Source organism: Gillisia xinjiangensis, from assembly GCF_046298265.1.
GTDB classification, from domain to species: Bacteria; Bacteroidota; Bacteroidia; order Flavobacteriales; family Flavobacteriaceae; genus Gillisia; species Gillisia xinjiangensis.
Window position 1 is genome coordinate 41,045 of the sequence record NZ_JBKAHK010000004.1, and the last position, 15,574, is coordinate 56,618.

Sequence of the window (15,574 nt, forward strand, 5' to 3'; positions counted from 1 at the left end):
CTAAATTCCTCCTTTTCATTTCCTTTTAGATTAAAAAAAGCTCTTTAGATGCCTGACCTTTTACAGGTATTTTTTTTGCTCTTCAAAGCAAATATGGCATTACATCTTTTACCGGACCATGCGGAAATTTTCTTTTCAGCAAATATATTGGTGTTCCAAATTATGTCTTTTTTCATATCTAAATCAGCAAATATTTTACAAAATTCAGATTCATAAAAAGCCCGCCATTTATGATTTATGCAGGCCGGAAAGCGAAGCTGTGGACAGGGAAAAATATCGCTAAATTTGGTTTCTGGGCCGGGGGACCGAGATTTCATGCCGTGAAGTACTTTTTGATATAATTCAAGACTAAAAATAACAAATACGAACAAAGTAATAACCTTCAGATTTCCTGTAATTGAACCAATGTAAAGGTCCACCATTTTGAAAGTTTTGACTAAATTTATCCTTTGATAGACCACTAATCCTGATTATTTTACCAATTTTAAACTCAGCATGAATACAGATCCATCCACTTCAATAACAGAACGAACAATTGGATTTTTTGGGGCCTTAGGCATTGGCGTGGGTGCGATGGTTGGGGGCGGGATCCTGGCCCTGGCCGGGGTGGCCTTTGCTGTGAGTGGGCCTTCGGCAATTCTGGCCTTTACGCTAAACGGATTAATCGCATTTATAACTGCTCTAAGTTTTGCCGAAATGGCTTCGGCAAACCCGCAGTCGGGAGGCACCTATACCTATGCCAAGAAGGCGCTATCGCTTCAGGTCGCGTTTGGGGTAGGATGGATTGTTTGGTTTGCCTCGCTGGTAGCTGCAGTTCTGTATGCACTTGGATTTGGGGCTTTTGCTGTGTTTGCTCTTCAGCAAATTCCGTCAGGCGCGCTCAGTGGAATCCTGGAGTTCGGAATGCTCCCGGGTTTGCTGGCCTTAGCTGCCATAGGTTACTTCGCTTTCAGTCTTAGCAGAGGGTCCGGCGATGGCGGCGCAGTTATCAACATTGGGAAACTCGCAGTATTCGCTATACTTATAGCCGGCGGACTCGCGGTTTTTGTGCAAACGCCATTTAGCCAGATTACTCGAAGTCTTGACCCGTTTTTCTCCGGCGGATTTAGCGGCGTTATCGCAGCAATGGGCTATACATTTATTGCCCTTCAGGGATTTGATTTAATTGGTTCTGCAGCAGGGGAAATTAAAAATCCTGAAAAAACAATTCCCAAGGCAATGATGGGCACACTTGCCGTAGGTCTTGCAATTTACATTCCTTTACTTTTCCTGATGTCCACCGTAGGCGTGCTACCAGGGGATTCAATTACAGAAATGAGCCGGGAAAATCCTGAAACCGTTTTGGCCGTTGCTGCACAAAATTATCTTGGAGCTTTTGGGTTCTGGCTGGTTATGGTAGCGGGTATATTTTCAATGTTATCGGCCTTACAGGCTAACCTTTTTGCAGCTTCCCGAATCTCATTAAGAATGGCAAAAGACCGTACCTTAAACCATCACCTATCCAATATCGATAAAAAATACGGGACGCCAAAAACCTCGATATGGGTTACCTGTGGAATTGTAGCATTTCTTGTTTTGATCCTGCCGGATCTGGCAGCGGCAGGTGCGGCTTCCAGTTTGATCTTTCTCATCACTTTTGCACTGGCACATCTCATCATGATCTTAATGCGAAATCGCGGATATAAAGAGAGTGAAACTTTCAGGGCACCCTTTTTTCCTGCACTTCCCATCGTGGGAATCATTACTTGTTTAGGATTGGCAATATTTCAGGCCATTGTGGTGCCCGCTGCCGGAATTATTGCAATGATATGGCTCCTTATAGGAGCAGTCCTCTTTGTGTCTTTTTTTGTAAATAAAGCCAAGGCTATTGAAGCATCTGAACATGCCCTGGATCCGGATCTGTTGCGGTTAAGGGGATTAAGTCCTCTGGTGCTGCTCCCAATTTCAAATCCTGCAAATGCCGAATCCATGGTTTTTCTGGCGAATGCACTGGCACCCCCGGTGGTAGGACGGGTCCTGCTTCATTCGATCGTTATCCCAAGCACCGAAAAGGATGATCTTGAGAAACGACTTTTATCAAGCCGGGATGTTACCCAGTATGCACTTAAAGCCTCTTTTGAAGCAGGGTTACGTCCGGATACACTCACAACTATCGCCGACCACCCATGGGAAGAGATTGAACGGGTTGTTAAAGTACACAATTGCAGGAGTTTGTTGTTGGGATTGAGTGACCTCAACGATTTAAAAACCAGTGAGAATCTTGAAAAACTGGTGAAACACGTGAAGGCAGATGTAGTGGTATTCCGCCAGCCCTACAGCGGATGGAAAATTACCGAAGCCCGGAAAATCCTTATTCCGGTAGCCGGTTTTGAAAGTCATGACCCGCTCCGGGCACGGGTTTCTGCCAGCCTGTGGCGTGCATCACAACCTGAAATAACATTTATACAAATCCTGCCTTTAAATACCCCCCAGGAAACAATTCAAAAGAATAACTTAAGGCTTTCACGTTTTGCCAGCCGTATAATTCCCGGAAAAACTAAGGTGCGTATCATTCCAAGTGGGGACGTGGCATCAGAACTTATCAATCAGGCTTCCGGGCATGATCTGGTAATTATGGGATTAGGGAAAGCCGGTAAAAATGAGAAAGCATTTGGACACCTGGCACATGCCCTGGCTGAAAAAACAGAAACGGCGTTGATATTTATAAGTAAAAAATAATAGATATGAGACCAATTCCTATCGTTCTCCAGCCTTAAATAAATTCGGGTCAGTCTTTACAATTAAATCCACTTCACGTTTGTTGTAGGCTTGTCAAGCTAATTAAAAGCTTCAACATTCTTTTTCAAGATGCGCATAATAATGTACTACTAAGGCATTTATTTCGGGTTCACCCTAATCCTCATTTAGCCCACAGGATTGTAATGTTTATTTTTCCCGGGACGCGAAAAAGAGCCTGGCGAAAGGTACCGACCCGTCACCATTAGACTTGTATGATTGAAATTAAAACGAGTCCCTAATTACCAATACACCTCAACCTTTAACTCCATCTCCCTGTCAACAAGAGTCTGGTTTTCCCAACTCCCTTCCTAGGCGATATTACAATGTAAACGAGCTATAAGAAATGTGGTGGTAAAGGATTGATATTTCTTCAAAGCAGCATTCTGAATGTTGCTGGAAATATCTTTTATGGTCAGATTTTCGGAGATCTTTAAACTGTACCGGAAATGGATTTAACCGTAAGAATTTCAAATTCTGATGAAGGATATTTTTCCATATTAAAAAAACAGGCTGTTTTTAAATGCTCCGAAAGGTTTTTAATCGGAATAGGCTCTGATGGAGATGCGGTAACCCGGATGGTATTCATATCAACTGTAAACTTTCCAGGACCAGCACCAACCGGGGGAACCATACGTGATACCCCCTCCTGTTATACAAAAAAAACCAAAGGCTATCAGCGTCGAGGTATTTTTGACAAATGCCCAAATTTCACAAAATCTAAGGCAGTCTATGTATCTTCGCAATTCACCATTTATTTGTACTTTTATGATATGATAAAAGCAGTAATCATACCCGATAAAATAAATGCCCGAATTTTATTGGAGAAACCCTTGATAGGTATTACAAATTAACCAATGGAGAGAAACTTCCTGTTTCTTTTCAAAAAGAATAAGAATTTATCAATGCCAACCTGCAAAATCATTAAACTTTTCCTCTTATTTTTTTTGTGGGTCAATGTTGTGTTTTCCCAGAACTATCCCAGTAAAAATTATACTGCAGCCAGTGAATTGCCAAATAATGCCGTTAGATCCTTGTTGGTTGACAGCAATAATATTTTATGGATTGGCACTGAAAACGGCGTGGTTAAAAAGGAAAATGACGTTTTTACAACCTTTTTTGAAGAAGATGGCCTGGCTTTAAACAGTTGTTGGGCCATTGCAGAAGATAAAAATAAAAAATTATGGTTTGGAAGCTATGGAGAAGGCGTCAGTATTTATGATGGTGTAAAATTTAGAGTGATTTCAGAAAAAGAGGGATTGGTTCACAACGAAATAACCAAGCTGTTTTCTTATGGGAACTTTATGTTTGTGGGAACCAGCAATGGTGTTTCTATAATTGACGTCAATACTTTTAAAGTGCATTCTTTAAATAAGGACTCAAATAATGAGCTATTTAGGGTTCAGAACTTTTTTGGATACAGGAATCAAATTTACGTTGTCACTTATAATTCAGGGACCTACAAATTTCTTAATAAGAATGACCAAAAAGCCTTGATTAAGGTGAATAACCATAAATTCATTTATTCCAATTTAGTGGATAATGACAGTATTTACAGCAGTAACAAAGGTTTTTTTACAAAAAGTAAGCTTGCTGATTATGTGAATGAAAAAGATTCTATTCCAAATCAAAAGCTTGGACATTCCATTATTTGGGATTATGTTAAAAGTAAAAACCATAAAATATTTGCGGCAGCCTGGGGAATATATGGCAGTAAAGGAGGGATTTATGAAGTTGTTGGCAATCAGTTAATTTCCAGGGCTACTGATTTTAATATTTTAAGCAATAAAGTGATTTCATTGGGTTATGATGCAAGGTTTGAAAAATTATATGTAGGAACCAAAGATGCGGGATTGTTTGAAATCAAATTAAATCCTCAAATAAAATTCAATGGGATTCAGGAAAAAAATGTCATTGGATTTGCCAAAACAAAAAACACGTCCGCAATATTATTAAACGACGGCATCCTTCTGAAAAATGCTGAAAATGAATATACAATTACGTTGCCCCAACTTAAAAAATGGCAAGAAAAATATGTGTTAAACACCAAGCTGCCGTTGCCAAAACACCAGGATTCTTTTTATGAATTGGACTACACTACACCGGCAAAGGATATTAGTTTTTATGATATAAAAGTATCCCGAAATATTTATTGGGTAAATACCAATATTGGGCTATTTGCCATAAAAGATTCAGGGGAAATACATCGTTATTTACCCTTACATTCAGAAGAAATCAATTTCACACCAACCGGGAATCTTATAGAAACAAATCCCTATGGCGGGGCACGAATTTATAGCGATTTAGACGATTTTAAATATACCCATTTTAAAAAAGAAAATTCCCAAACTCCCACCATGGTGGTAAACAGTTTTCAACAGGGGAATAAAACCTATTTTTTATCTGTTTTCTCAGGCCTTTTTGTATGGGAAAATGATGGGTTTAGCTCCTATTTGCAAAATGGAATTTGGAAAGAAAAAAAATTAAAACACCTTACGCCTTTCGGTCAAAATTTGGCAATTTCAAATGAGTTTGGCGATGTGTTTATCGTAAATGATGAAGCATCATTTAAACTTTTAAAAAAAATACCGCGGGCTAAAATTCAGGGAAATTCCATTTCTTTTTTGAAAGAATATAAAGGAACTTTACTCATAGGGACCGAAAAAGGATTAACGCTTTTTAAAGACAACCAGTTTATATTTTTAGACCAGGAACAAGGACTTCAACAACCTTTATTGAGTGCCGAGGAGTTTGAAAACAAATTGGTCATTGGCAGCAAAAATGGCTATTATGCACTAAATCTTGAGGTGCTTACCAATCCGGAACCATTGGTGAATCACCTAAAACTCAAAGAAATATTTATCAACAACAATAAATCTTCTTTAGGCCAATCTGCTAATAAAGCGGAAATAAATTTGTCGCACAATGAAAATACAATATTGCTGAAACTAGGCACCAATGCACATCCCTACCCCCAAAAATTATCTTATCAATACCGATTAAATGCAAATGAAGCCTGGAGTATTCCCTCTTCTAAATCTGAAATATTCCTGCCTTTTTTACCAACAGGCAATTACCATGTTGGCGTAAAAGTGTTCGATAAAAGCACCAGTTTAAGCTATGCTCAGTCTTTGTTAAAATTGGCTGTCCTGCCGCCTTTTTGGAAAACCTGGTGGTTTGTGTTTTTGATAATGAGCATCATATTTATGGTGGTTTACAGTGTTTATAAATTTCAAATAAGACATAAAAAGGAAAAAATAAGGGAAATTTATAATACCGAAACCCGTATTTCAAAAGTAATTCACGACGAGCTGGCCAATGATGTATATAACCTTATGAGCAGTTTGGAAGCAATTGCCCCGGCAGAAATGATGGACAAACTGGAAAACATCTATAGCCGCACACGAAATATTTCCAGGGAAAACAGTGAGATCGACACCGGACCGGGGTATTTAGATCACCTAACGGCATTGCTGTCGGTTATTTGCCCCCCAGATGCAAGACTTATTTTAAGCGGGGAAAAGACGATTTCCTGGAATGATTTAAATCCCGAAAAAAAGTTTGTGACCTATAGGGTATTGCAGGAAATTATGGTGAATATGAAAAAGCATAGTCGGGCATCGCTTGTGGCTTTGGTTTTTACTGAAGAAGAAAAACATTTAAAAATAAACTATTCCGATAACGGTGAAGGCGCTACCAGACAAGCTATTCAAAACGGCAACGGACTGAAAAATGTAGAAAACCGGATTTTTTCCGTAAAGGGAAAACTTACTTTTGAAACTGAAAAGGGAAAAGGATTAAAGATTAGGATCCTAATTCCGGTATAAAATTTTATCATATTTAAAAAAGCCCTGGTCGCAGAAGATATGTCGGTTTAACCTGTTTCCATAAATTTAAAGGATCCCAAAACACTTCATACCGGAAAGCTACTATTACCAAGTCCCTCCAGAATGAGTACTTTCCATTTAACCAAGCCAATTGGAACTTTAGCCTTCAACAGAGCCATTGACTGTTTCTCCATCAACAAATTTATTATACTTTAATATTTTTAAAACACCACCTTCACCAGAATCAAATTTGTTTAACGAAATCTAAAAAGACTTTTTTATGAAGTTCAAGATCCAAATCAGGCGATACTGATACCCGGGCGATATAATCTTTGTCGCCTTCTTTAGTGGTCCCCTGAGTAGATGTTGCGGGTATCGTCCAATAACATCCTTTTAACTGCCCGTAGCTCACACAGTATTTACTTTCATCAGGTATTTTACTGATCATCATATCGATCAATTTTTTATTCAACGCTCTTTTATAAGCTTCTCTTTCTTCAGTATTCCCTTTAGTGGGAAGATCTAATGAAAATACAGATGGGGTGAATCCTGCTTGAGCCAATTCTTCTGAAACAAAATTGATCTTCGCCGCAGGTAAAGTCTCCTTGATAAAGTTTACAAATTCACGTGTATTCTTATAAGCATCAACAATCCTTTGATTCATTGAAGGTAATTGTTTTGCTAATATTTCAACTTGTAGATTTGTAGCCTCATTATCGCAAAGTCTTAGATGCTTTTCGATTTTATCCAAAAAAGCTTCAGCCCTTTTATTGGCTACACAATAACCGGCAGTACATTTTCCTCCACTTGGAAATTTTGATCCACTAACGTATGAAATACTCCTGATTGTTGAGAAAATTCCATCTTCAGCTAAGAATTGTACATTAGGACAAAATGTTTGATCTAAAATAAATACAGGAGCTATAGCAGCTTCACCCGTTGCAGTATTACGAGCCTTGCTTAAAACATCCCTTAACTTTTCCAGATCCGGAACTTCGACTCTGGGGTTTGTTGGAATTTCAGCGATAATGTAAGGGACAGCATTTTCTTTCGCAACCTGATCCAAAACCAAATCAGTACTCTGTACCATATCATTATCACCATCAACGGGTAAATCCACCACTTCAACATTATCCAGGCACGCAGCAACCCGTCTTGCCTGGTCGTTTGTTCCACCATAACAATTTGGAGGGACAATAATTTTGATAGCCTTTCCTTTATGCTTTTCCAGTGCATCGTCAATTAGCCCCATCATAATTGCATATTGAACAGATAATCCGGAAGAACCCAGCAGCGCTTTTGTATTTGTACCGGTAATCTTTTTAATTGAATCTAAAACCTGAGTTTTGTTTGTTTCAACAGTATTTTTTTCCTGATAAGAAGAAGACTTCCCTATTAGCTGCTTTAAAGCTGAAAAAGAATCGGCTGGTGTCATAGCAATGGTTTCCCTTCTTCGCACATGCTGAATTTCTGTAATGTAACTTTCGTTTTGCTCTCTGTTTACTGATAAAATACTTCCGAATTGAGGGTGAATTTTTACAAAAAAGTCAATATCAGGGTTAAGGTCAAAATCACCAATTTCATCCTGCTGTGAAAAGAAAATGGTACTACCGTTATCCCGATAACTATCAGGGACGGAAATCTCCTCTACATTCTCAACCTTTTTTAAGTCAAATTTATAACCATACACTTGCTTTAGTGCTTCAGCGTCAAAAAACTCTGGTAATTCCCCAGTATAAAAAATTTGGGTGTTCTTTTTCTCAAATAAATTTTTTCTCAGAACTGCTAAAACAGGAATCGTCCTTGATGAAAAACTTATTACATTTTCCGGTTTGAGATCATTTAAGTTAGCGATTGCCCATTCCAATACTGAAGATAATGGATGACCTAATCGAATATAATCATAAGCCGTGGGTAATGCACTTAGTGCTGATGTTTCAGAATTATTGTTTTCAAATAAGCTTTCAAACTGCTCTAAAAATTGAGTTTTAGCCAAGGCTTCATTATAAATGTCCAGGCGATGCGTTGTTAGCGTCAACCAGTCGGTTGGCATATTTTCTAATATAGCTTCTATATAATTTAGAACTTTATTTTCTTGCATAATCCTTACTTTTTGATGGGCCGGCAATATAGTTGAATAAGATTTATTATTATCTGGTAAAGGCATTTTGTTGCATTGTACCTTACCTCGTTATATCCCCCTTCTCAAACCATATTCTGGCAGCCACCGGATAAAAACAGGTTTCACATTTCCTGCAAACCTATTAAAATTTTGATAATACATGTTAAGGAGAAAGCGTAAAATTCAAATATTAGTATGCACGCAAAAGTTTGCTAAAACAATTCGATTATGCAATGTTTTTTCTCTCTGTTCTATTTCTAAATAACATTCTACCTTTTGGTTAAGTAGTCTTCTTATAACAATACCTCCCTGAAAGAAACTTCATCTGCGGCGCGCACCAAGATAGTAGTAGGCAATGGAGCAATGAGCTGCTGCATCTTTTTGTAATATTCCATAAAATTTTCATCGGGTTCAGCCAACCCGAGTAATACCATATCGGCATCTTTTGAAGAATTATGCAACACCTCATCAAACGACCGGCCTTTGGAAACTATTATTTCCAGTTCTGCATCTATTCTTAACCTTGCAATAATCGAAGACAGATTTCGTTTTGCATCTTTTGCCGAGTTTACATTATCCACCATTATTTTTACAGTGACTTTCGTATCGCGCCAGGAACGGCTGCCTTTTAACAGGTGCCCCAGGATTAGCAGAAGCCCGCCGTTGCCTTTAACACCGCCCCACCAAATATCTATTTGGTTCCGGTCCCCGAAACCTTTTTTGTCGTCATTGGCAATAATAATCACATTGCGGTTCAGCTCATGGAAATGGGTGATCATATCGGCATACTTCTGCCTGCTTCCCTCATTTTCACTATCTCCAAGAATGACAGTGTTAGGTGTCACTGTACCAAGTCCATAATATTTCACAAATTCAGAGGCCCCCTGGTAAGCATCTGATGCTGAAATTACACTGGCAAAACCTAAAGTATCGTGTTTCTCCAAAAAATCCTGAATGTTATCCTCTATCTTCTTACGCCGCTCATGGCTAATGGGCCTGCCGGTGAGCACAGTAGCGACGGTTAAGATACCACGGTCATGGCTTATGGCAGCAGCAAAATCTATAAGATGCCAGCGACTAGTTGGTGCACCCGACAGGACTAAGGGATTTGGCCTCCAGGTCTTAGCCTCCTTCTCTTTCCGAAGGTTTAAAAGACCTTTGCGCACCAATGTCATCCATATCCCCATTCGTACATCGCCAAACGCGGTTTTCATCCTGCGTTTTTGCAGCCATAAAAAAATAACAATTACAAAAACAAAGGCCATTGCTGTGGCTAAGGCGTTTATAAGAAACATCACAGCTATACAACCTAAGGTCCCAAGAAGTGAAAAAATCCAGTGCACTTTAAATGTTGGTCTGAAAGAAGGGCTGTCCAGGATTTTTTCCAGACCGGCAGCGGCATTCAACACGCCGTAAGTAGTAAGAAAAAACATGGTTAGTATGGGAGCAATAATATTCAGGTTACCGAAGAAAACCGCAATAAGAGCAATCCCTAATGTAAAAAAGGTGGCGATGCGGGGAGAATCATCTTCTCCTGAGCCTTTTCCCAGCCAGTCAGGCAAAACCCGATCTTTTGCCAAAGCCTGAAGTACCCGTGGAGCACCCAATATACTCCCCACTGCACTGGAGAGGGTTGCTCCCCATACCCCTATTAATATGGCATCTCCCCAATAAGAAATTCTTCGCATGATCATTGGATCTTCTATAAGGCTAATGGCATCTGCCCGATTCGCAAGTATTATAGGTAAAGTCATATAGATAAGATACCCTACACCAACAGCCGCGAAAGTACCTTTGGGAATAGATTTGGCAGGATCTTTAAGATCACCGGACATATTCACCCCAGCCATAATACCTGTGACAGCAGGAAAAAAGACGGCAAAAACGATCCAGAAACTTTCTGAATGCCTGTCTGCCGCACCCCACATTTCTATATTCGTTTCTTCTATGGGACTTCCAAAAAACAGGGATAGCAACGAAAGAACGATCCCAAACATTATAAAGTATTGCGCCCGGATAGCGATCTTAGCAGAGATAATAGCCAAACTGGCAACTCCAATGGTGGTGACCAAACCAACTGTTTTAAAATCTAAATTCGGAAATACGCTCACTATACTTTCTGCAAAACCTACAGTATAAAGAGCAACTGAGAGCGCCAGTGCGATAAAAAGCGGGATTCCCACCGCTCCCCCCACCTCAATCCCCAGCGACCGACTTATCATATAATAGGCTCCTCCCCCCTTTACCCGCTGATCTGTAGCGATCGCCGCAATTGATAAAGCTGTAAGAAAAGTAATTGAAACCGAAACAGTAACAATTATAAGGGTACCAATAAGCCCGACATTTCCCACTACCCAACCAAAACGCAGGTACATTATAACCCCGAGAATAGTTAAAATAGAAGGGGTGAAAACCCCTCCAAAAGTACCTAATCCTTTTTTTTTGGATGGATTGACTTTTCCAATGATTTTTGAATAGCTTTTAAAAGGATTCTTCATTAATAATATTTACGTTCAATTATGGAACCGCATGTTCTTTCTTCTTTCGGTTTAGAAATTAATTTCAAGCGTTTTGCTGCCAAACTCCTTTTCAAATATAAAAGATTTACAAGAGTGATCAGGCATTTTGAAGATAATAATATTCAGTAAAACTTAGACGGAGAGTACTATACCGTCTTAACAGCTGTTACTCTGGTTTAGAAATTTTCACTTTTATTCAGTTGTCGATAGGTCAGCCCTATCTTAAGATAATAACAATAGATATTAAATATGTAAAAATAATTATTTGTTTAATTATATTACCAGCCAATAAACAATTTCTAATAATATGGACTTAATAAATGAAGCTCTTGAATTTGAGAAATCAAAAATGAGCAACATGTCTACCAGTGACAGAGTGGCTGCATCCAGAGAAGCCAAACGTTTAATACTAGCTTTAAACGAGGTTTATAAGAAATCCAAGGATACTAAGCTTATGGACATAATGAAAGGTTTAACGGCAAAGAAGAAAAAAATCGAAATACGTTTAAAAGGAAAACCAGAAGTGGCGTTTTAAGGTATAGAAATTAAAAACCCCGGGGAAGGCCCGCAAGGAATAATGCGGGCAGGCCTTGGGGAACCTGCAGGTCCTTCAGACGACTTAAACCTTAAATGAGAGCAAACGTGCCAGGAACCAAATTAGAGCCCTGTTCCACGGATCCTGGAACGGGTTATTTTAGATGGGTTTTGTCCTCCAGGTAGTTCCTACCTAAATTTGGGATCACTCCAAAAGCATTGGGACCACTTTCACTTCTCAACTGTTCCTAAAAACTAATCTCCCTTCTCCACATCAATCCACTTTTCAATCTTATTCTCCAGCAACTGCAGCGGTAAAGCTAGTAAAAATTGTATCTAAAAGGTATCCGGATATCACCAGGCCCATTTTCTTGTCAACCAGCTTCAAAGCATTATCGATTGGGTTCTTTCTTATCAGGAAACATTGGACTCTTTATTTTTGATTTTTCAGGAATAAATGAAAACAACATTTTTATACAATATCGAGCTGATGATTTTCCCGGCTTGCATTATTGATAATTACGATCTGGCTGAAATAACAAGAAAAATCGGTTATTAACTATCCGATTTTTCTTGTTATTTTTAAACTATAAACTTTCAACTTTTCTTTCAACTTTTCACCTAAAAATGAAAAATATCAAAATTGAATTAAAATGGGCTCTCATTTTTTCTGTAATGGTTTTGCCTGGATGGTCCTGGAAAATCTAAGCGGACTGCTTGATAGGTACATTGATTAACCCAACAAGGAATGTCCCTCTTTTGCAAATCGCCTTCTTTCTCTTCCATCCTGGTTTTATTTACAGAAATTTTACATTATTAAATATAAACATTTCCTGTTTCATTAACGAAATCTCGCCAACTTTCGCGAATGACTCTGCTAATATTGATCTTCGGAAAAGCCCTGTGAGGTCTATATTGTTTACGGGTTTGTTAGTATAGGGATTTTAAGATTCTAACAGGAACCAATACTCGCGAATTCGCTCCTTTCCAGCAGTCTAACAAACAACATTTTTTTAGTGAATATTTAGACCTTAGCCATTAAATTTAAAATAACGCCAGTATGTCCCTTTATCTGATAAGACTAAAATGTCCTGTTGTCATATCACCGGTCGAAAATTCCACCCGAAACCAGTAATCATCTGCTGGCATTGGCTTTCCATTGAAGCTGCCATTCCAGGCCTGATCAATATTCAGCTTTTTTAGAAGTTTTCCGTAGCGGTCAAAAATCGTGAGAGTATACTCTTTTTCGGTTTTTCCATTCATTTTCCAGGTATCATTGTAACTGTCGTTATTAGGAGAAAAATATGCAGGAAAAGATAGTATAGAAACTTCTTTCTCAAGATATCCGCAGCCCTGAATTTCCCGCACAAAAACCTGATAATCTCCTCCGCGTAAATTTCTGAAGGTATTGTTTTCCTGGTAGGATATACCATCCAGTGAATATTCAAAATCTCCATCGTCGTATATCACTACAACAATGCTTTTATCGGCATTAAAAGATGTCACCTTGAATTCATAACCGATAATGGGAACATATCCCGTTATTTCCACATTCACTGTTGCGCTGGATTTCCCGCAAAAGCCGTTGTCCAACGTATAGGTATAAATTCCAGGATTATCCCTTGCCGGATTCAGCATATCGCCTCCACTCTTTGGAAGCGGATCCCAGGTACCACCAATATCAGGTGTGCCTCCTAAAAGATCATAAAGATTTACCGGCTCCTCATAAGAACACAGCTCAACAGCAGTACTTTCTCCCGCATCGGGTTGTTTACCTACGGTTATTTTCACTTGTGTAGAACTACTTCCGCAGGAACCTCTGTCTACCGTAAAAACGTACATTCCTTCGGGATCTCTGGCAGGATCAAAAATATCATCATCAGACAGGCTGGAACTCCAGGTGCCTTCAAGATTAGCATCAACTCCAATAAGCTGTTTGAGGTTTACAGGAGCATCCCCTGCGCACAAATCCAGTTCGGTATTGGTTCCCATCTCCGGATTCGGGATTACCTGCACCTTAATTTCTACGGAATCCTTTCCGCAAGCCCCATTATCCACCGCATACACGTAGATACCCGAAGCGTCTACCGCAGGATCAAAGATTCCATTCCCGCCTGAAGTTTGCGGATTCCAGGAACCTCCAGTATCTGCCTCACTGCCCAGTAAATCAAAAAGATCTGAAGGACTGTCTTCGGCACAAATTTCAAGCTGTTTGTCTGATCCTGCCTGTAATATTTGGTCTTCCTGAAAGTCAAAAATTCCATTCCCATCCGCATCGGCAGGAGTGGTATATCCTGAAGAAACCCCTGTTACCAAACCCTGTATATCCACACTTTCGGGTGCAGTTCCCAGGCGGCCGTTCTCATCTTCATCCGCAAAACCTGCTTCTGTAACATCAAAACAGCCATCTCCGTCACTGTCCAGATCCCTATGGTCGGGAAAAGAATCTCCATCTGTATCCCTGTCTTCCTGCCCCTGTTGTTCTACGGTATCCAAAATCCCGTCATTATCATCATCGAGATCAACATCATCGGGAATACCATCCCCGTCAAAATCTCCAAGACAATCTTCTTTGACTTCCATTTCGCTGCTGCATTTGGCAGGATTCCCCCAAATGCTCACTATACCTGTAACTCTATTGGAGCCCAAAAGATTGCAAATAGCGGAACAATCAGTTAAAGAATTATTTCCTGAAATGAGAACCCCATCCTGAACCGAAACATCGCCTGCATACAAAAGGCTTTGCAATCCCTCCAGGGTTGTTAGCAAAGTATTGTCGGTAATCTGTAACGTTCCATTGAGTTCATTAAGGCTTCTTATACCTTTTATATCCGGCAGGTTTATATTGCTGTTAATCACCATGGAGCCATATATGCGGGTTATATTATTGAATCCGCTTATTTCAATTAGTTCCTCATTCACGGAAATAATAAAATCACCTCCAGAAGGAGATAAGCTTCCTACGGAAGTTAAATTGTTAAAGCCGGTTATAAAATTTATTCCGGTATTGCTTATTTGAAATCCGCCTCCTATAGTATGTAGTTTCCCAAAATCAGCTATACCATGGGGATAATTGCTTAATTCAAAATTACCGTGAATAATTTCAAGATTCCCGAAGCCGGTAAGAGAAATTAGACCGCTATTAGAGATGAGAAAATCGCCTTTAATTTCATCAAGCGCATCAAAAGCATCGATATCACTAAGGCTATACCAATTTGTAATTTCAAAACTCCCGCCAATCTTCTTCAATTTATCAAAACCGATAAGAATTTTGGCCTTGTTGAGTCCGTCAAAGATCAAATCTCCTCCTATGAATTCTAAATTATAGAAATTGGTAAACGTAGTTACCTCTGCCTGAGAGATAAGCAGAGAGCCTTCTATTTTTCTTATTGCAGTAAGACCGGAAAGATCTGTAACTCCACCTCCTATGAAAAGATCTCCGGCTATGACTTCACAAGATGGATAATTATTGAGGAATTCTTCTACTTCAACCTGATCATTAAGCTGTACATCTCCTGGGGGACATTGCGCTACGACAGATTTACAGAATATAAAACAAAAAAGAAATAAAAGAAGAGGCTTCAAATAAAAAGATTTATATAAGCGGTCTAAAGTAATATAAATTTGGCTTCCACCACCAAAAGTCAATTTTTTAGATCCTCACAAAACTGCAACATTTATAAAAAAAAGGCTTTTATCCCGTACTGCTTTAAAATAACATGAAAAGCTTTCCGGTTATTTCAATTCTTTAGGTTTCTTAAAAATTACCTAAAGTAGCTTCTTTGCTCCTTCAGGCC

At 39.2% G+C, this 15,574-nt stretch carries 7 protein-coding genes; 3 read left to right on the top strand and 4 right to left on the bottom strand.

Annotated features, from left to right (window positions below):
* The first annotated feature begins 495 nt into the window (after positions 1-495).
* The gene (locus tag ACKGJN_RS07735; protein WP_409538893.1) at positions 496-2,718 is read left to right on the top strand and encodes an APC family permease; all 2,223 of its coding nucleotides are present in this window, start codon (positions 496-498) and stop codon (positions 2,716-2,718) included.
* A gap of 490 nt (positions 2,719-3,208) precedes the next feature.
* Here ACKGJN_RS07735 and ACKGJN_RS07740 read toward each other — a convergent pair whose 3' ends face one another.
* On the bottom strand, positions 3,209-3,409 hold the full coding sequence (locus ACKGJN_RS07740; RefSeq protein ID WP_409538894.1) for a YceI family protein: 201 nt from the start codon (positions 3,407-3,409) through the stop codon (positions 3,209-3,211).
* A gap of 271 nt (positions 3,410-3,680) precedes the next feature.
* Between ACKGJN_RS07740 and ACKGJN_RS07745 the strand changes: the two genes are divergently transcribed.
* On the top strand, positions 3,681-6,602 hold the full coding sequence (locus ACKGJN_RS07745; protein ID WP_409538895.1) for a sensor histidine kinase: 2,922 nt from the start codon (positions 3,681-3,683) through the stop codon (positions 6,600-6,602).
* Between the two features lie 244 nt (positions 6,603-6,846).
* On the opposite strand, the gene ACKGJN_RS07750 is transcribed toward ACKGJN_RS07745, so the two are convergent.
* Positions 6,847-8,703: a PLP-dependent aminotransferase family protein gene (locus ACKGJN_RS07750; RefSeq protein ID WP_409538896.1), complete on the bottom strand. Its 1,857-nt coding sequence runs from the start codon at positions 8,701-8,703 to the stop codon at positions 6,847-6,849.
* A 314-nt stretch (positions 8,704-9,017) separates the two neighbouring features.
* Positions 9,018-11,222, bottom strand: a complete 2,205-nt coding sequence (locus ACKGJN_RS07755; RefSeq protein ID WP_409538897.1) for an amino acid permease — start codon at positions 11,220-11,222, stop codon at positions 9,018-9,020.
* 328 nt (positions 11,223-11,550) lie between these two features.
* On the opposite strand from ACKGJN_RS07755, the gene ACKGJN_RS07760 reads away from it, so the two are divergent.
* On the top strand, positions 11,551-11,778 hold the full coding sequence (locus ACKGJN_RS07760) for a hypothetical protein (protein WP_409538898.1): 228 nt from the start codon (positions 11,551-11,553) through the stop codon (positions 11,776-11,778).
* Positions 11,779-12,845: 1,067 nt separating this feature from the next.
* Here ACKGJN_RS07760 and ACKGJN_RS07765 read toward each other — a convergent pair.
* Positions 12,846-15,362: a T9SS type B sorting domain-containing protein gene (locus ACKGJN_RS07765; protein WP_409538899.1), complete on the bottom strand. Its 2,517-nt coding sequence runs from the start codon at positions 15,360-15,362 to the stop codon at positions 12,846-12,848.
* Between the last annotated feature and the right edge of the window lie 212 nt (positions 15,363-15,574).